The organism is Streptomyces sp. NRRL S-340 (assembly GCF_000720185.1).
Classification (GTDB): Bacteria; Actinomycetota; Actinomycetes; order Streptomycetales; family Streptomycetaceae; genus Streptomyces.
On the sequence record NZ_JOIY01000021.1, the window covers coordinates 51283 to 67319 of the forward strand.

Below are 16037 nucleotides of genomic sequence, written 5' to 3' on the forward strand. Positions count from 1 at the left end.
CACCATGGACCGCGCGCCCTCGGTCATCCTCGGGCTGTGTTCCTTCACGCACGACTCCTCCGCTGCCCTGCTGGTAGACGGGGAGATGTTCGGCTTCGTGGAGGAGGAGCGCCTCTCTCAGCACAAGCACACCAAGGACTACCCCCGCCACGCCGTCGAGTGGCTGCTGAGCGAGGCCGGGCTCACCGCAGCCGACGTCGACGCCGTCGCCTACAACTTCCGGCCCGCCCACTACCTTGCCGAGTCGCCAGCGGCACTGCGCCTCGCACTGTCACCGACGACGCGCGACCGGGCGCTGCCGAGGGCGCGCGGCTTCGCCAAGGTGGCGCTGCGGACCCAGCTGCGCACCCGCGCCCTCGGCCAGCGGTTCCCCTCCTCCTGTGTCTTCCCCGTGCTGCACCACCGGGCCCACCAGCTGACGGCCTTCGCCGCCTCAGGGTGGAACGAGTCCGCCGTGCTCATCGTGGACAGCCTCGGCGAGCGGCAGACCACCACCATCGCCCGTGGACACAACGCGCTCCACCCCTCCACGCGCACCCTGGAGGCGATCAACGACCCTGCCTCCCTGGGCTACGTGTACGGCGCGGTCACCGAGCACCTCGGGTGGCGCCGTGGTGACGAGGAGGGCACCGTGATGGCGCTCGCCGCCCTCGGCGATCCGGAGCGGTTCCGCCACCTTTTTGCCCGGGCCGTGCGAACCACACCCACGGGCTTCTCGGTCGACCCCGCCTACTTCCCGCCGCGCGTGCTGACCTCGGGCTACCCGAGGACCTCTCGCCGCTTCATCGCCGAGACGTGCCCCGAGCGCCACCCGAGCGAGCCGATCGAAGACGTCCACCGGGATATGGCCGCCGCACTTCAAGAGCGCACCGAGCAGGTGATGCTGCATCTGGCCCACCGGGCGCGGACGATCACCGGATCGCGTCGCCTCTGTGTCGGCGGTGGAGTCGCCACGAACTGCGTGAGCGTCGGGCGGATCATCGAGGCCGGAATTTTCGACGAAGTCTTCGTACCGCCCGCCCCGGGCGACGCCGGCACCGCGATCGGGGCCGCCATCGCCGTGCACACCGGCAGCCGCAGCCGGCGGCCTGTGTCCGGCGTCGCCCGGGCCTGCTATCTCGGCCCGTCGTACCAGCGCAAGACCCTTGACCTCACGCCGTGGCCCGGGCTCCAGCAGAAGACGCTGGGCGTGGAGTCCGCCGAGTTCCTCGCCGACCAGCTTGCCCACGGCATGATCGTCGGGCTGTTCCAGGGACGAGTCGAAGCCGGCCCTCGTGCCCTTGGGAATCGCTCGATCCTCGCCTCTCCATTGGAGCCCGGGGTCGTCGAGCGTCTGAACGCCACCGTGAAGTTCCGGGAGCCGTTCCGCCCATTCGCCCCCATGGTCCTGGCCGAACGCGCCGCGGAGTTCTTCACTCTCGGCCAAGAGGCGCCGTACATGTCGATGGCGTCCGGCGTGACCGACGAGGCGCGCGAGCGCGTGCCGGCCATCGTGCACGCCAACGGCACCTCCCGCCTCCAGACCGTCACCCGGTCGCAGAACGCGTTCATGCACGACGCGCTGAGCGCCTTCGCCCGCCGAACCGGGGTGCCGGTGCTGATCAACACCTCCCTCAACGTCAAGGGCAAGCCGATCTGCGGGACGCCGGAGATGGCCCTGGACTGCCTGGCCAACTCCGGACTGGACGCCCTGCTGCTGGAAGGCAGGTGGATCACTAAGTGAAGATCGGATACAGCTTCTGGGGTTTCCTCGGCAACGGGATCACTGACACCCCGGACGGGGGCCGCAGCCACCGACGTCCCCTGATCGACGCCCTCCTCGGCCGCGGCCACGAGATCGTCTTCCTGCAGGCCGACCGCGACCTGATCGAGGCCGGCGACAACCTCGGCAACGCCTACGCCTTCCACAACGGCACCCCGGACGTCGACGTCCTCTTCCTGGAGTGGCGCTGGGCGATCGACGGGCGCAACACCACCCCGTGCGGCACCGAGGGGCACACCTGCGACCTGCACCGCCAGACACAGCTAGTCACCTGGTACACGGTTCGGCTCGGAACTCCAACCGTGATCTGGGATAAGGACCGCCAGCTCCGGCCGGACAGCGTGTGGCGGCGCATCCGCAAGACCACTGTGTGTGAGGCCGCTCTAGAGCCGACGCCGGGCGCCCACCGCCTGCTATTCCCTGTCGACGACCGTCTCCTCGACGAGGCGGATCCGATCATGCTCGCCAAGAAGCCCCGGGACCTCGCCCTCGGGTACGTCGGGAACCAGTACGACCGCGACGAGCATTTCGACCGCTTCTTCGCGCCGGCCGCCACCCGCTTCGATCACCTTGTCGGGGGCAAGTGGACCAAGACAGATCGCTGGCGGCACGTCCGGTTCCTCGGGAGGCTCCCCTTCGAGGCGGTCCACGCCGTGTACGGCAGGTCTCTGGCAACCGTGCTGATGCTGCCGGAGCGGTACGCCGTCGTCGGGCAGATGACGCAGCGGATCTTCGAGGCCGTCCTCGCCGGCTGCCTGCCGCTCACTCCTGCCGACATCCTGCACGCGGACCGCTTCGTGCCCAAGGATCTGATCGTCAGCTCGGGCAGCGAGGTGATCGAGCGGCTCGCCCACCTCCAGCGGATCGCCGGCACCCAGCAGCACGCGGACCTGATCGCGGCCTGCCTGGACCGCTTGGACCTCTTCCGCCTGAGTCGGCAGGTGGACGCGCTGGAAGCCGTCCTGGACATGGCCGCCTGCCCCGTAGATGTGGAATGGGGTGCGGCGTGATGGAGCTGCCTTCCCAGGCCATGGCACCTGGATCATCCGAACGTGTCCGACCGGCCGGTCCGACCGGGCACCCGAGCGCGTCTACTCTGGAGCACCATGAAGAAGGTCGCCATCGTCGGCTGCGGAGGCAGCGGCAAGTCCTACCTGGCACGCGAGCTGGGCAGGATCCTCGACGCCCCGGTCACGCACCTGGACGCCGCGTTCTACGACGACGCGTGGAACGCGCTGCCCATGGAAAAATTCGCCGCCCTGCAGCGGGACCTGGTGGCGCAGCCGAAGTGGGTGATCGACGGGAACTACAACTCCACCTTGCAGATCCGGCTCGAAGCCTGCGACACGGTGGTCCTCATGGACGTCTCGACCGTGGCCGCGCTGTACGGGATCTTCTCCCGCCAGATCCGGCACGGGGCAGGGCACAAGGGCAACGGGGTGCACAACCGCATTCACTGGGGCGTGATCAAGTACGTGGCGACGTACCGCCGCAAGATGCGCCCGCGCGTCATGGCCAAGATCGAGGAATTCGCCTCGGGCCGTGCCGACGTGGTGCTGCTGCGCAACCGGCGACAGACGCACCGCTGGCTGCGCAAGGTCGCCGCAGAGCACCGCTGAGCGCTCCGCGCCTCCGAGGGGAGGGTGCGGCATGAGTGGCGCCAACCCCTTCCTGGACCCCGCGCGGCAAGCGGAACTGTACGGGCACGCCTCTCGGCTGGCCGGCCGGTCCAATGCCCTGATGCGGGCGAAAACCTCCGGACGCCCGGTACCAGACACGATCGTGCGCCTGGTGCGCGCTCACCACCAGCAGGCAGACAAGCTCGGCTTGGTCTTGGACGTCGGCTGTGGTCGCGGTACGAGCAGTCTGGCCCTGGCCCAGCAACTCCGGCCGCAGCGCGTACTCGGTCTCGACGCGGCTCCTGCCCTGATCGAACAGGCCCTACACCGCGCTCAACGGCTCCCCGACGTCCCAGTTAGCTTCCTCCTGGGCAACTTTCACCAGCTGCCGCTGCCTGCCCAGTCATTCGACGTTGCCGTCGCAGCCTTCTGCCTTTACCACTCACTGCAGCCACAGACGGTGGTCGCGGAGATGAAGCGGGTGCTGGCTCCGGGAGGGCTGGCCGTGCTCGTCACGAAGGGGCTCGATAGCTACTGGGAGATGGACCAGCTGGTCGCTGCCGCTGGCCTCGACCCGCGGGCCGAGCAACACGAGAGCCTGTACATCTCGGCGCACAGCGGCAACCTCGCCGACCTGGCCGCCGCGTCACTCGACGTACTCGCTGTGGAGCACGAGGAACACAGGTTCACCTTCGACGGCCACGATCACGTGGCGGAGTACCTGGCCACCAACCCGAAGTACGACCTCGCCCCGGGCCTTTACGGCAGTCCGGGCGCGCTCGCGGCAACACTGCATGAGTTCCTGCCGGACCGGCCCCTCACCACCAAGTCCCTCGTCACCTTCGTAGTGGCCCAGTCAGGGGGAGAACGGTTGTGAGCGTTCGCCAGTTCACCAAGCACTACGAGACCCCGGGCCGGGTGGCCTCGGCAGCCCGGCATCACGCCTGGCTCGCCGAGCATGCACCGCCGTTGCGGCTGCCGGCGCTGACGGTGGTGGGGCCGACGAGCCTGACATACGAGCGGATCGACGGCCGTCCTGCCCGGACCGAGGACCTGCCGGCCCTGGCTGGTTTGCTGGGCGACGCCCACGGGGCCGCGTGGACCACCGATCTCCGGCCGGCCGCGCTCAACCGGCCCCACCGTTTCCGTGACGGCATCGCGTTCGGCGACTACATCGGTCCCCGGCAGGCTGCCCTGCGAAGAAGGCTGGAACACGGGTACCTGCCGGACCGCGCGGCCTTGCACGCATTGCTGACGCTGCTGGAGAAGACCGCCGAGGGGCCGACCGCCTTCTATAAGGACAGCAACCCGCGAAACTTCATCATCACCGAGGCCGGCGAGATCTACACGGTCGACACCGACGATCTGACGCTGGCGCCGATGGGTTACGACCTGGCGAAGCTGATCGCGACGCTGGTCCTGACGTACGGGCCTTTGCCGGCTCCAACCATTGACTCGGCGCTGCGCGCCTACAACGAGGCCGCCGTACGCCACGACCCCCGGCTTGGCATCACGGATCGCGAGCGGCTCGACGACTTCCTCGCGCTGCACGCCGTGCTGACCGCTCCTTACGCCGGGCGCAACGGCTACCGCTACCGCTGGTCGCCCCGACCCTGCCCCCAAGGATCCGCATGATCACCACAGAACTCGTCTTCGTCCGCCATGGCGAAGCCCAGTGCAACGTCGACGGCCTGGTCGGCGGCCCGCGCACCTGCACCGGGCTGACCAACCGCGGGTATGCCCAGACCGAACGGGTCGCGCTCCGCCTCGCCGCCGAGCACCGCGACAAGCCGTTCGGAGCGCTGTACGCCGGCCCGCGCCTCCGCCTGCGCCAGACCGGCGAGATCATCAGCCAGGCCCTCAGCCTCCCCATGTCCACCGACGACCGCCTCGACGGTCCGCTCCACGGTGCCGCCGACGGCAGACCCTGGGCTGAGGTGAAAACTGCTGCCGACGGTGGGCCGCACGCCCACCCGGACAGGCCCTGGGCTGCTGGATCCGAGACGTGGAACGGCTATCTGGAGCGGGCCGGCCGCCTCCTACAGGAGCTCATCGACCATCACGAGGGTGAGCGCATCCTGTTCGCCGCGCACGGCGAGACCGTGATCGTCGCCCACACCCTGCTCCTGGGAATCCCGCTCGGATCTCCGGCCGGATTCACGGTCTCTCACGGGTCCATCACCCGGTGGCAACACCACCTCAACCGGCTTGGGCAGAGACGGTGGATGCTCGACCGCCACAACGACACCGAGCACCTGGCCGCGTTAGCGCAGGAGGCTGTCGCGTGATCACGCTGTCCGATGATCCGCGCCTGAGCCTGGCACGCGGCGCGCTCGGAGCGGTCCGCATCGTGCACGATCCGACTCTCCCGTCCCGAGTCCTGCGTCTGGTCGACGTCGACGGCAATGAGTTCTTCGCCAAGCAGCACAGCGAACGCGACCGATACATCCGAGAACTCCATGCCTATCTCGCCTGGGGAGCTCACCTGATCGGGCACGTCCCCCGAGTGGTGGGCCGGCAGGACAGAACATGCACCCTGCTGCTCACCGCGGTGCGCGGCGTACGGGCGGATGCGGTCGCGCCCGGGTCGCCGGAGGAGGAACAGGCTCACTACGATGCCGGGCGCGTGCTGGGCAAGCTGCATCACGCCACCTCGGTACCGCGTACCGGCGCCATCGGCACGGAACTCGCCCAGCGGCTGCGCGACTGGATCGCCCGTGCAGACCGGGCCGGCCTCATCTCCACGGCCGAACGCGACCGCATGGGCCACAGCGCGGACGTTCTGGCGAACACGCTCATGGACAGCGCGGTATGCCACCTCGACTACCAGCCTCGAAACTGGCTCCTTGGGGACGCCTTCGGTATGTGCGACTTCGAGCACATGCGCCGGGACGCCCGCATCCGCGACTTCGCCCGGCTCGAATTCCGCCGTTGGCAGGCCGCCCCCTACCTCCGCACGGCCTTCTTCGCCGGATACGGAACGCCGCTGAACGACACCGAACAGCGACTGCTGGAGTCCTTCGGCGCGATCGAGGCCGTCACCGCCCTGGTCCGCGGACATGAGCAGGACGATCTCGCCCTCAGCACCCACGGCCGCACCGTTCTGGCCCGGCTCGCCTGAACCACACCCCTCCTCGGATTCCTGGAGAACTCCGTGTCACAGCACGCATCCCACCTGACCACCACGGTCCCCCGCCGGGCCGTGGTGACCGGCGCCGCCGGCTTTATCGGCTCCCAACACAGGACTCGCTCATTGTCGTGATCCAAAATGAACCTGGAAACGACCGACGACCTCATTCGCGCTGGATTGGACGAGCGGTAACTGGACGGTACGGTTTGATCGAACCTTACTGATAACAGTCAGTGGGGGCTTACCCCTGGCCAAGACAGTACGCAGCTGGCGCTGGACAAGGTATTCAACACCCTCACGATGACTGGTTTCCAACGTCAGAAACTCATCCGCCTGCCCCATGTCAGCCCAAAAAATGATCAGATCATCCATGCGGCTCCAGGCTGAATCATCGAAATCATGAAGCCGCCGTCGGAAGGAAGACTTTTCAAGGGCACGACCCAGGTGGTCACCCCATCGGCCAAATATCCCATTACGCCCCACCGTCATCCCAATATAGGCGACCCCAACCTTCTTCGAATACCCGCAATATATGTACGCACGCGCCCGACAAAGCTGGGGACTTCCGACTATAGCGGCACCCCAAGCCTCTTCCTCCCCCGAAACCATCATTCAAGCGCCTACGCGAAACGCTTCTCAAGGGCATCAGCCGTTACCTTGTACACGGCAGCCGAAGCTTGGTGCCGATAGGTCACGAAGACGTCCTCAATAATATCCATATCGAGGTCCTGCTTGTTGCGCACAGTGCCGCTCTCAGCCGAAGCAAGACTCAGGAAAAGAGCCTGAATAAGCAGCACAACGTCGGCGTCTTCACCGAACCTCTCGTCAAACATTCTCATAAACCGATGAGAACGATTGATTTTCACAATCGTCCCCAGAGTGGCATCACGCGAGCGTTCCCACAACGCATTGTCGTCCAACTGATCAACGAACGTGACCCTCGCCCCTTCCTTACGAGCCTTCTCCCGCTCTTCGTCGGTCAGGGGGTGGCGAACAGACTCCTTCTCGGCTCGCTTGGTCCGCTCATCCTCAGAGGCCGCATCATCGGGATCCGTGGGGAGGAACTCTGGGAAGTCGACCTCAATGAGCGCTTCTGCAGCCTTCCTATTAGGGTCCTGATTCGCCTTCGCCCGAAGGATCTTCGCAGCGTTCCTCCAGCCACTCTTGCTCAGCCGCCTCGCTTCATAAATGGCTTCACTGAGGGCCCCCTCAGCCTCCTCGCTAAGAAGTATCTCCGACTTCTTCACGTCGATATTGAAGGCATCGTCAGCCGAATCGTCGATCATGATTCGACCCCGAAAGGCGAAATAATCCTGATCGGCTGGAATCAGACCATTGAACCGCTCAGCTCGACGAATGAGACGCTTGTTCCTGTAAACATAGAAGCCGTAGTGACTTGCACCGATCATGTACCTCCTTCGGATCTCAGCGGCATTTTCGAAAGCCGGTGGGTGCACCAGCTGCGTCGCTTCGATTGTCGCCTCTACCTGATTCTCTGCGTCAAGAACGACAGGCGTCGGACGTTCAAGCCAGCGAACGTCACGACCATCCCAGGTCGAATCATCAAGATTCCCAGCCGCATTGGCCTCGTTGACAAATAGAGGATCGAAAGGCTCCACCGGAACGCCATCAAGAAGAATCTGGAGATCTCCACCATTCGGCTGCAGGAAGTAGAAGTACGTCACACCCAAGTTCAGCTCAAGGGCCTCACGAGTCTTGCGGATGCTCGGGTGATTGCGCTTATGAATCTTCTCGATCGTGACCACTGTGCCGTGCGTAGTGCCAGGAAGTAGCTCACTCAGGCGTTGGAGATCGGCAGGATCGGGATCCACCGTCAGGCACTCCAGCCTGCCCGTTTCTTCTACATGCGGAAGATCAAGGATCACCTTGCTCCATGATGCGCCCTCGGGTGCACTCATGACCTCGATGCGATCGCCTTGGGAAAGTCCCGCGCTCTTCAGTCCGAGGCCATACTTCCCGAGGCTCCCGGATGCATAATGCCCGTCCGTTCCCAATGCTAGCGACTCAATTAGTCGTTCGTGATCCATGCCGTCGCCATCATCGGCGATAATGTAACGAGCCGCGCTATTCCTGCGGGCTTCGGACATATCAGGTTCACGCTCAAGCTTGATAGCGATACGGCGAGCGTTCGCTGCCACGGAATTATCAACGATGTCGCAGATGGCGCTCTCAGGCGTGTAACCGATGCGTGCAATCGCACGAAGAATTCGCCCAGGATTGATGGGCACCTCGGTGAATCCCACCCTAGAGGCCCCCGCTTGACTCGCAGCCATGACTCCCCGACACCTCTCCCTGACGTCCACCAAGCTTCATGCGAGGCCACAAGCTTCGTCCTCGCGCGCGCGGTCAGTGTCTCAGGTGCGTCTGACGGATCGTCGGCGATCAAGACAACAGGCCCGTATTGCGATGTATGTCCGAATGCCGGGGGCGGCCGGTCCCGCGAAAATACCGCTACCGCTAAACGTCGGAGCTCAGGGCAGCAGTCACTTGCCCTCTGACGTCAACTGAGTGCCTAGGGCCCGCCTCTCGAAGATCAGGTCGAGGCGGGCCGTAGGACCGATATCGCCCCGCTCAGAGGTGGCAGACGGAGCAGCCTGCCTCGTCGTCGTCGGAGTCGAGGGCGTCGGTGAGGACTTCCAGGAGGGGTCGGTTCGGCTTAGTGCGCTTGGCAGCGCGCTCCAAGGCCGCCTGGTGCTTGGCCTCGATCTCTTCCTTGCGCTCGATCAGCTCTTGAAGGGATTCACCTTGCGACCAGGTGTAGTTGCGGCCCTTCATGGCGGTGTGCCGGTAGCGGACCTTCTCCTCGTACTCTATGGCTCGTTCGAACAGGTCCGGGTGGCGCTCCTTGAGGCCGACCCACTCGTGCTTGCGCTGGAAGAAGCAGAAGTAGCAGCCAGAGCGGGTGCGCCACTCGTAGTAGTCGGGCAGGCCGATGCCAGCCTCGTCGAGGATCCGCATGACGCCGTCCTTGTCGATGCCGTCCTCGCGGAAAGGGAAGACGGCTTCGATGTTCGGCTTTGTGCTGACGTAGCCGAGACGGTTCTCGTCGGCGCGGATGGCGACGTAGGAGATGACCTTGTCGTCGCCGACCCAGTCCTCCAGAGGCTTGATCTTGAGGTTCTTGGTGCACCAGCGCATCTGCGGGCTGGGAAGGGTGCCCTGGTAGACCTCCATCCAGTGGTCGAAGTCGCGGTCGGCGTTGAGCCGCACGATCGACTTGCCTAGGGCAGCCTCCAGCCGGTTGAGGTACTCGTAGGTCTCAGGCAGCTCGGCGCCGGTGTCACAGAAGAAGTACTCCATCTCCGGGACTCGGTCGCGCATGTAGACGGCAAGCGCGGACGAGTCCTTGCCGCCGGAGATGCCGAGCACATGCCGGACCTTCGTGGTGTCGGCTTCGTCGGTCATCCCTGTGCCTTCCTTTCACTCGCCGCTGTCGCGGCCTCGGTCACGCGCTGGGCGAGGGCAGCGAGCAGGATCCGTGCCCCGTCCGGCCCGAGTGCCTTCTCCGCCCGCTTCAGGACGTCTGCAGCTAGCGTGTCGGCCTCGCCGCGTGCTTGCTCAGGTACGTAGATCAGCGTGCGCTGCTCCACGCCGGCGCTGTCAGTCAAGGTCAACAACTGGGCGTCGAGCTTCTCTTCCCGATTCCGGACTTCACGTCCGGCGTGGTGCAGGTGCCCTACGCGGTCGAGGGCTGCAGCCATCGCCCGTGCTTTCTGGGGGAAGACCTTGGCTTCGTGGTCGTCCCAGTCGCCGAGAGCGGAGTTGGTGAGGCGTACGACGATGGGCTCCAGCCAGTCGTCGTCTTCGAGGCTGTCGCTGAGGACGAAGTCGACGAAGCCCCGCAGTTCTGGTGTCAGTACGGCGTCTGCGAAGCCTCGTAGCCGGGCCGCCAGCTGAGTGCGCAGTTCGGGAAGTTCGGCCGGCAGGCGGAACTCATTGGCCAGGACGCGGATGACGTCCGCCCGTAGCTGACTCTCGATCGCGACGAGCTCGTCCGCTGCCGCAGTGAGGCGTTCGACATAGCTGTTCGCCGCTTCTGCGTTGGTGCGCGTGCGTGCAGGGACCTCAGGTAGACCGAGAGCCTTCGGCAAGGCGTGGAAGACCAGCTCGTCGGGGTCCACCGCCTTGGCGATAGTGGCGCGCACGGCGCGCGCATCAGCGGAAATGTTCTTGGTGGTGCGCGCGTACTTGTTGAGGTCGGCCACCCGAGTGATCAAGGCGCTGGCGACCGCGAGCAGGTCGGGGTTACGCAGAGCCTTGGAGCGCGGCGCTTCCACTCCGAGGGAGACCATCAGCTTCTTGATGACGCTGCCGCGCTGGCCGTCTCCGGCCGGCGTGTACTTCACGGAGAAGCGTCCCGGGCCCTTGACGAGGCGCTCGACCACGTCAATGGTCAGCCGGGGCAGGTAGGTACCTTCCTCGAACAAGGCGACGTCGTGCTGACGGATGACGAGTGCTGGCACTAGGAACACCGGAATGACTCCGGCCTTAAGCCCGAAAGGCGGGCTCATAAGGGCCCGAATGACTTCCTCGATACTCAGTCGCTCGGTGGCGCCGGTGAGTACCTCGTTCAGCGCGTTCCAAGCAGGCTGCGCGTGCTCATGCCCCTCGCCAGGAGAAGAAAATCCGTACGGAAGCAGGCTCTCCTGCTGGTTCTCGGCCTGGGCCACTCCGTTTTCGCGGTGCAGTCCGAGGTAGGCCAGCGCGCCGCTGTACATGGCGCGCTCGGGCTTGTAACCGTCCTTGAAGCCAAGATTCTTCTGCCCGGACGCCGAGAGCATGGCCGTCAGCAGTATGCCGCGGGCCTGGGCGGCCTGGCTGGTCAGGACGTGGCGGCCGAGCATCTCGTTACGAATGTGGGGCGTGTGCGGGTACACCGACTCGCAGGCCAGGGAGACCAGTCCGCTGAGGCTCCGGGCCGTCAGGTTGGAGTCTGCGGGTTCTTCGCCCGGGGCGATGCCGCTGTGCCACAGGCTCCACGATCCGTCGGATGACGGCGGGTAGAAGGCATCCTGCATCAGCTCCAGCAGCTCCGCTTCGGCCTGCACGATTCGCTCGGTTACTTCCCGCCGGGCGACGTGGTCGAGGCCCTGATCATTGCTCAGTTCCTTGAGCGCGACCAGGTAGGTGGCCGTCGTGAGCACCACGTCAGGGTCCGGCGTGGTACCGACGAGCACGGGCAGGGGCGAATCGACGTTCGGCCGGTTGGCGTTGGTGCCGAGGTGGAAGACGACGAGACCGTCGGCAGGCTCCCTCAACTCGTCTGGGGCAGCGACTGCCTTGGTCTCCGGACCGCTGACCGCGGTGTAGAACACGCGCATCATGCCGGTGACCTGGCTGTGACGGCCGGCCACGAATGCCTGCGGGACGAGCCCACCGAGTCGATCGATGACCGAGGCGTCATCGAAGTGGCTGATGATTTCCTTGAGTCGGCCGTCGATGTCGACGTCCGTGCCCTGCCATACCCGGTACTCGCCACTGAACTCGCGGTGAACCACGAAGCCCCGGCGGACGAGGTCGGCGAGCCGTTCTTCGAGCGCCGTGAAGGCGTCGGGGTCGGCGACCTCGGTGGGGTCGTGGAGAGCAAAGTGGATCATCGGGGCGGTGGCGCTGAGGGCCCCGTCGGAGTCGATCAGGTTAAGGACACCGATGGTCTTCAGAATGTCCTGATCAGCGTCCGGGAGGCCGTTGGCGTCCCGGATACGCGCATCGACCTCGATCCATCGGCTCGCGTTGGCGGAAGCAAGCAGGGTAGTGCGTCCGGAATTGAGGAAGTAGTCGTACAGCTGCGGCAGCCGCACCGTGCTGGCATGGTCGGCTTCCTCGGTGCTGTGCCGCGCCACCGAGTGGCGGACGGTGTTGGGTTCGCCGCTGTTGAGGAAGCCTGAAAGGCTGCGGTCGTGTTGGCCGATCTGGGCAGCGAGAATCGGAGCGGCGAGGGCCGTGATCGGGTGCAGCGGATACAGGTCGGCGAAGTGTTCGGGACCAAGCTCAGCCAGGACCCCGAGACCATGCTCCGTCCAGATCTCCGCGGAGGCGTGAGCCGACGTGGCAATCAGGGCTTTGCCTGCGGGGCTGACGGCTGAGTGGTCGAGGCGGCGACGCAGCAGGTGCAGGGAGTCACCGTGGTGGGGCACGAAGGTGATGTCTTCGAAGCGGCCCTGGATCTTGGCCCATTCGCGGGTCTTCAGTTCGCTGGACCGTGAGGCGTAGTCCATGAACGAAAGGTGCTGCAGGGTCATCACGTAGACGGGCAGCCCATTAGGGCCAGCCGACTTCTCGGCGAGTTCCTGCAGAAGGAACAGGTCATTCTGCGCGTCGGCGAATTCGTTGTGGCTGGCCAGGTGTTCAAGGGTCTTGCCGAACTCGTCGATGACGAGGAGCAGGGGCTGCTGCCCGTCCGCCGTCAGTGCCGTTACAGCGTCGAGGATGTCCTTGGCGCCGGCGCTCTCCGGGTCGGCGCATGCAGCGAGAGGCTCGGCGATGGCCTTCGGGACGCGCTTGCCCCAGCGTCGCTCCGCCGCCGTGTGCAGGGCCCGGGCGAGCGTGGCGACGAGGGGTTCACGGCGTGCGGTGGCTACCCCGCCGAGGAACCCTTCAGGGGCGATGGCGTCGCGCGCTGCGGCCAGGCGCTGGGCGAGGGCAGGGCTGGCCTCCTCGAGGATGCGCTCGGCTTCGCTGCGCCGCTTGGCGTCCCGCCCAAGCAGGGCATCGATGAAGTTGGACAGAGTTGACTTGCCGGATCCGTATGGGCCGGTGAAGGACCAAGCGCGAGTGCGGCGTTGGTCGGCAAGTGCGCTGGCGATGCGTTCCAGAACGTCGACTGCCCGGGCGCCGACGTAGGGGTCGTGCAGGGCGTCCGTGACGTCGCGTTCGAGGTTCGTCGAGCGCATCTGGGAGCCGACGAGTTCGATGCCGGCGGGGAACTGCGGGGCAGAGTTCGCGGCGCTGCTGGAGGTCCGCGTGGGGGTTGCGGTGGTCACGCGGTCTCCTCAAAGAGTGGCTCGGTGGTTTCGGCCGTGTTGGTGGTGAGTTCCTTCTGCTCGGCCTCGGCGAGCTTGGGGAACTTGGCGGCCCACTCCTCGCGGGTCGGGAAGCCGGGGCGGCGGGTGACGAAGTCGTACTGCTCGTCAAGTACCTCCCAGGCCAGGTCGAAGGGGTCGGCCGTGAAGGCAAGGCTGCGCTGTCCCACGGCCTCGGTCAGGCTGAGCTGCGGGTGGTCCGCGGCGACCTTCTGCAGTGCCGTGACGATCTCGTTTTCCCGAACACGGAACGCGCGCCCCGGGGAGCCTGGCTCGTTGGCGAGGCGGGCGACAGAGATGGAGTTGGCCTGACGGGAGAACTTGGCGGCGTAATCGAGGCAGGCGTAGGCCAGGACTCGCGCGGGCAGCGTGGTGCGGTGTCCGCTGGTGAACTGCCACTCCGGCTTGCCACGGGTGCCGACGAAGGTCAGCAGGTCGAGCTCGCGGAAGGGGCAGGCGAGCAGATCCTCATAGCTGCCCGGGGAGCCAGCCTTCTCCGGAGCGCTGCGCGCGTACATCTTGGTCAAGCAGTCGATGTCGCGGACGATCGACGCTTCGACCGGGCTCTCCTTGTAGGAGAAGTTCACGTGCCGGGTGACGACCTGGGTCATGTCGGCTGCCGTGAACCGGGAGAACGGCGCGAGGTGGAAGGCGGTGTACCAGGTCGGCGCCCAGCACTTAGCCCCGGGACGGGAAGAGACCAGCCACCAATGCAGCAGCCACAGGCTGCCGTTCTCCTCCAGATAGGGGTCTGCTCCGTCCTCGTCGAGCAGCCAGCGGGCCTCCCACGTCGGGTAGGAGTACTTGGAGCGCGCGCCGGTCGCCGGGTAGTGCTCGCGGGTCAGTTTGAAGGCCCGCGACCAGTAACGCATGGCGTTGACCATGTTCTTGCCCACGCCGAACAGCACCGGGGCGTCATCCGCGAGGAAGGCACTCGGATCGTCTTTGACCTGCATGTACGCCTTGTGCAGCCAGCCGAAGCGGGGCGCGAAGGTCTCGTGTCGCGCGAAAGAAAAATGGGCGGCTTCCCCAAGCCGGCTGTCTGACATCAGGGACCTCTCCGTGTCCTATGCGATTGCTCTAACGAGGTGTTAAACGGGGTAACGGTCACCGAGGACCATCGGCTGCGGCCAACGCGGAACCAACCTGTCTCACGGCCCGTACGACAGCTTGTGCCGCGTACTCAATTTCGGCGTCCGTGGTCGCGTAGCCCAGCGAGAAGCGGATCGTGCTGTCGGCGTCGTCCCGAGTCAGCCCCATGGCCAGGAGCACGTGACTCGGCGTCGGGGCACCGGACGCGCACGCGCTTCCCTCCGAAGCGGCGACGTCGGGCATGACGGCCAGGACAGCATCGGCAGGCACTCCCGGAAAAGTGATGCTGGTCACACCAGGGAGTCGCTGATCCCTTCTGCCGTTGATGCGGCAGTCAGGCAGAGCGTCGGTTAGCAGGCGTTCGAGGCGGTCACGCAGCGTTGCAACACGCTGGGCTTCCTCACCGAGGCGGCGCCGCGCGGCATCGGCCGCAGCTCCCAGACCAATGATCCCCGCCACATTCAAAGTGCCGGCGCGCCAGCCACGCTCCTGTCCGCCGCCCACCAGGAGCGGCCTGTGCGGCAACGGTGTCCCGCGCCGCACGTATAGGGCACCGACGCCCTGCGGGCCGCCGAACTTGTGAGCCGACAACGACAGTAGGTCGACATCGAGTTCAGAAACGTCTACAGGCAGCCGACCGACGATTTGCGTGGCGTCCGTGTGGATGAGGGCGCCGGCCTCACGTGCCGCCTTGGTCGCAACGCGAAGGTCGGTCAGGACGCCGGTCTCATTGTTAGCCGCCATCAAGGAGACTACGCCCCCACTGCGCGCTGCGAAGACCTGCTCCAAGGCGTGCAGATCCACCAGGCCGTCAGCGCCAACCGGCAGCAGCACAAGATCCTCGGGCCTCTCGGCGGTCACCGTCCGGGCGGTCTCCAGCACAGCAGGATGCTCCACGGGGCTCGTAATGAGCGGGCTTCCAGCCGCGTAGGCAGCACGGAGGGCCAGATTGTTCGCCTCGGTCGCCCCAGACGTGAAGATGATCTCGCCCGGTGCGCAGTTGAGTAGGTCGGCTAGCTGCCGACGAGCAACGTCGACCCGGTGCGCCGCCTGTCGTCCCGGTTGATGCATGCTTGAGGCGTTTCCGACGGACTGCATGGCTTCGTTGACGGCTGCGGCAGCCTCCGGCCGGATCGGGGCGGTGGCATTGTAGTCAAGATAGGACATAACCGACGCATCGGACCCGTTCATCATCTGCCACCCCGTCTCACTCGTGTCGCACACCAATGTACTGCTGGTGGAAAGCTCCTCCCGCATCCGGGGTTCCACCAGGAGCACGAAGCGATCCTAGTCACGCGACGAGATCCACTAGCTGAATCGCTCAGAAGCGTGGTGTCGCAGGCCGCTTACCGAACGAATGTTCTACCTCATGCGAGAGGTGTGCAACTCGC

At 65.7% G+C, this 16037-nt stretch carries 13 protein-coding genes; 7 read left to right on the forward strand and 6 right to left on the reverse strand.

Annotated elements, in window-relative coordinates; translation table 11 throughout:
• Nucleotides 1–4 precede the first annotated feature (4 nt).
• The 7 genes from IG64_RS18120 (at nucleotide 5) to IG64_RS18150 (ending at nucleotide 6502) form a co-directional block, all read left to right on the forward strand.
• Nucleotides 5–1723, forward strand: coding sequence for a carbamoyltransferase (locus IG64_RS18120; RefSeq protein ID WP_037857507.1), 1719 nt, complete (start codon nucleotides 5–7; stop codon nucleotides 1721–1723).
• Nucleotides 1720–2772, forward strand: a complete 1053-nt coding sequence (locus IG64_RS18125; protein ID WP_037857402.1) for a glycosyltransferase family protein — start codon at nucleotides 1720–1722, stop codon at nucleotides 2770–2772. The genes IG64_RS18120 and IG64_RS18125 overlap by 4 nt, the downstream gene beginning before the upstream one ends.
• Nucleotides 2773–2868: 96 nt before the next feature.
• Nucleotides 2869–3381 carry a topology modulation protein gene (locus IG64_RS18130; RefSeq protein ID WP_037857403.1) on the forward strand — a complete coding sequence of 171 codons (513 nt, stop codon included), beginning with the start codon at nucleotides 2869–2871 and terminating at the stop codon, nucleotides 3379–3381.
• Between the two features lie 31 nt (nucleotides 3382–3412).
• Nucleotides 3413–4258: a class I SAM-dependent methyltransferase gene (locus IG64_RS18135; protein ID WP_037857404.1), complete on the forward strand. Its 846-nt coding sequence runs from the start codon at nucleotides 3413–3415 to the stop codon at nucleotides 4256–4258.
• On the forward strand, nucleotides 4255–5016 hold the full coding sequence (locus tag IG64_RS18140; RefSeq protein WP_037857406.1) for a phosphotransferase: 762 nt from the start codon (nucleotides 4255–4257) through the stop codon (nucleotides 5014–5016). Before IG64_RS18135 ends, IG64_RS18140 begins: the two co-directional genes overlap by 4 nt.
• Nucleotides 5013–5669, forward strand: coding sequence for a histidine phosphatase family protein (locus tag IG64_RS18145; RefSeq protein ID WP_037857407.1), 657 nt, complete (start codon nucleotides 5013–5015; stop codon nucleotides 5667–5669). Before IG64_RS18140 ends, IG64_RS18145 begins: the two co-directional genes overlap by 4 nt.
• Entirely contained in the window at nucleotides 5666–6502 is an 837-nt protein-coding gene (locus IG64_RS18150) for an aminoglycoside phosphotransferase (RefSeq protein ID WP_037857409.1), read from the forward strand. Before IG64_RS18145 ends, IG64_RS18150 begins: the two co-directional genes overlap by 4 nt.
• A gap of 129 nt (nucleotides 6503–6631) precedes the next feature.
• Here IG64_RS18150 and IG64_RS41190 read toward each other — a convergent pair whose 3' ends face one another.
• From IG64_RS41190 to IG64_RS18175, 6 genes are all read right to left on the reverse strand, one after another.
• On the reverse strand, nucleotides 6632–6883 hold the full coding sequence (locus IG64_RS41190) for a hypothetical protein (RefSeq protein WP_158771590.1): 252 nt from the start codon (nucleotides 6881–6883) through the stop codon (nucleotides 6632–6634).
• Between the two features lie 248 nt (nucleotides 6884–7131).
• Complete coding sequence (locus IG64_RS38915; RefSeq protein WP_158771592.1) at nucleotides 7132–8775, reverse strand: ATP-binding protein; 1644 nt, start codon at nucleotides 8773–8775, stop codon at nucleotides 7132–7134.
• A gap of 328 nt (nucleotides 8776–9103) precedes the next feature.
• Entirely contained in the window at nucleotides 9104–9937 is an 834-nt protein-coding gene (locus IG64_RS18160; RefSeq protein WP_037857411.1) for a phosphoadenosine phosphosulfate reductase family protein, read from the reverse strand.
• A complete protein-coding gene (locus IG64_RS18165) occupies nucleotides 9934–13515 on the reverse strand; it encodes an ATP-binding protein (RefSeq protein WP_037857414.1) in 3582 nt (1193 codons plus the stop codon). The genes IG64_RS18160 and IG64_RS18165 overlap by 4 nt, the downstream gene beginning before the upstream one ends.
• The gene (locus IG64_RS18170; RefSeq protein WP_037857416.1) at nucleotides 13512–14603 is read right to left on the reverse strand and encodes a DUF4007 family protein; all 1092 of its coding nucleotides are present in this window, start codon (nucleotides 14601–14603) and stop codon (nucleotides 13512–13514) included. The genes IG64_RS18165 and IG64_RS18170 overlap by 4 nt, the downstream gene beginning before the upstream one ends.
• A 58-nt stretch (nucleotides 14604–14661) precedes the next feature.
• Nucleotides 14662–15924: a cysteine desulfurase family protein gene (locus IG64_RS18175; RefSeq protein ID WP_234438541.1), complete on the reverse strand. Its 1263-nt coding sequence runs from the start codon at nucleotides 15922–15924 to the stop codon at nucleotides 14662–14664.
• Nucleotides 15925–16037 lie beyond the last annotated feature (113 nt).

Bases quoted from the DNA above. Each gene is read 5' to 3' on its own strand.
- IG64_RS18120 (WP_037857507.1), top strand. From the start codon at position 5: ATGGACCGCGCGCCCTCGGTCATCCTCGGGCTGTGTTCCTTCACGCAC.
- IG64_RS18130 (WP_037857403.1), top strand. From the start codon at position 2,869: ATGAAGAAGGTCGCCATCGTCGGCTGCGGAGGCAGCGGCAAGTCCTAC.
- IG64_RS18135 (WP_037857404.1), top strand. From the start codon at position 3,413: ATGAGTGGCGCCAACCCCTTCCTGGACCCCGCGCGGCAAGCGGAACTG.
- IG64_RS18145 (WP_037857407.1), top strand. From the start codon at position 5,013: ATGATCACCACAGAACTCGTCTTCGTCCGCCATGGCGAAGCCCAGTGC.
- IG64_RS41190 (WP_158771590.1), bottom strand. From the start codon at position 6,883: ATGGATGATCTGATCATTTTTTGGGCTGACATGGGGCAGGCGGATGAG.
- IG64_RS18160 (WP_037857411.1), bottom strand. From the start codon at position 9,937: ATGACCGACGAAGCCGACACCACGAAGGTCCGGCATGTGCTCGGCATC.
- IG64_RS18170 (WP_037857416.1), bottom strand. From the start codon at position 14,603: ATGTCAGACAGCCGGCTTGGGGAAGCCGCCCATTTTTCTTTCGCGCGA.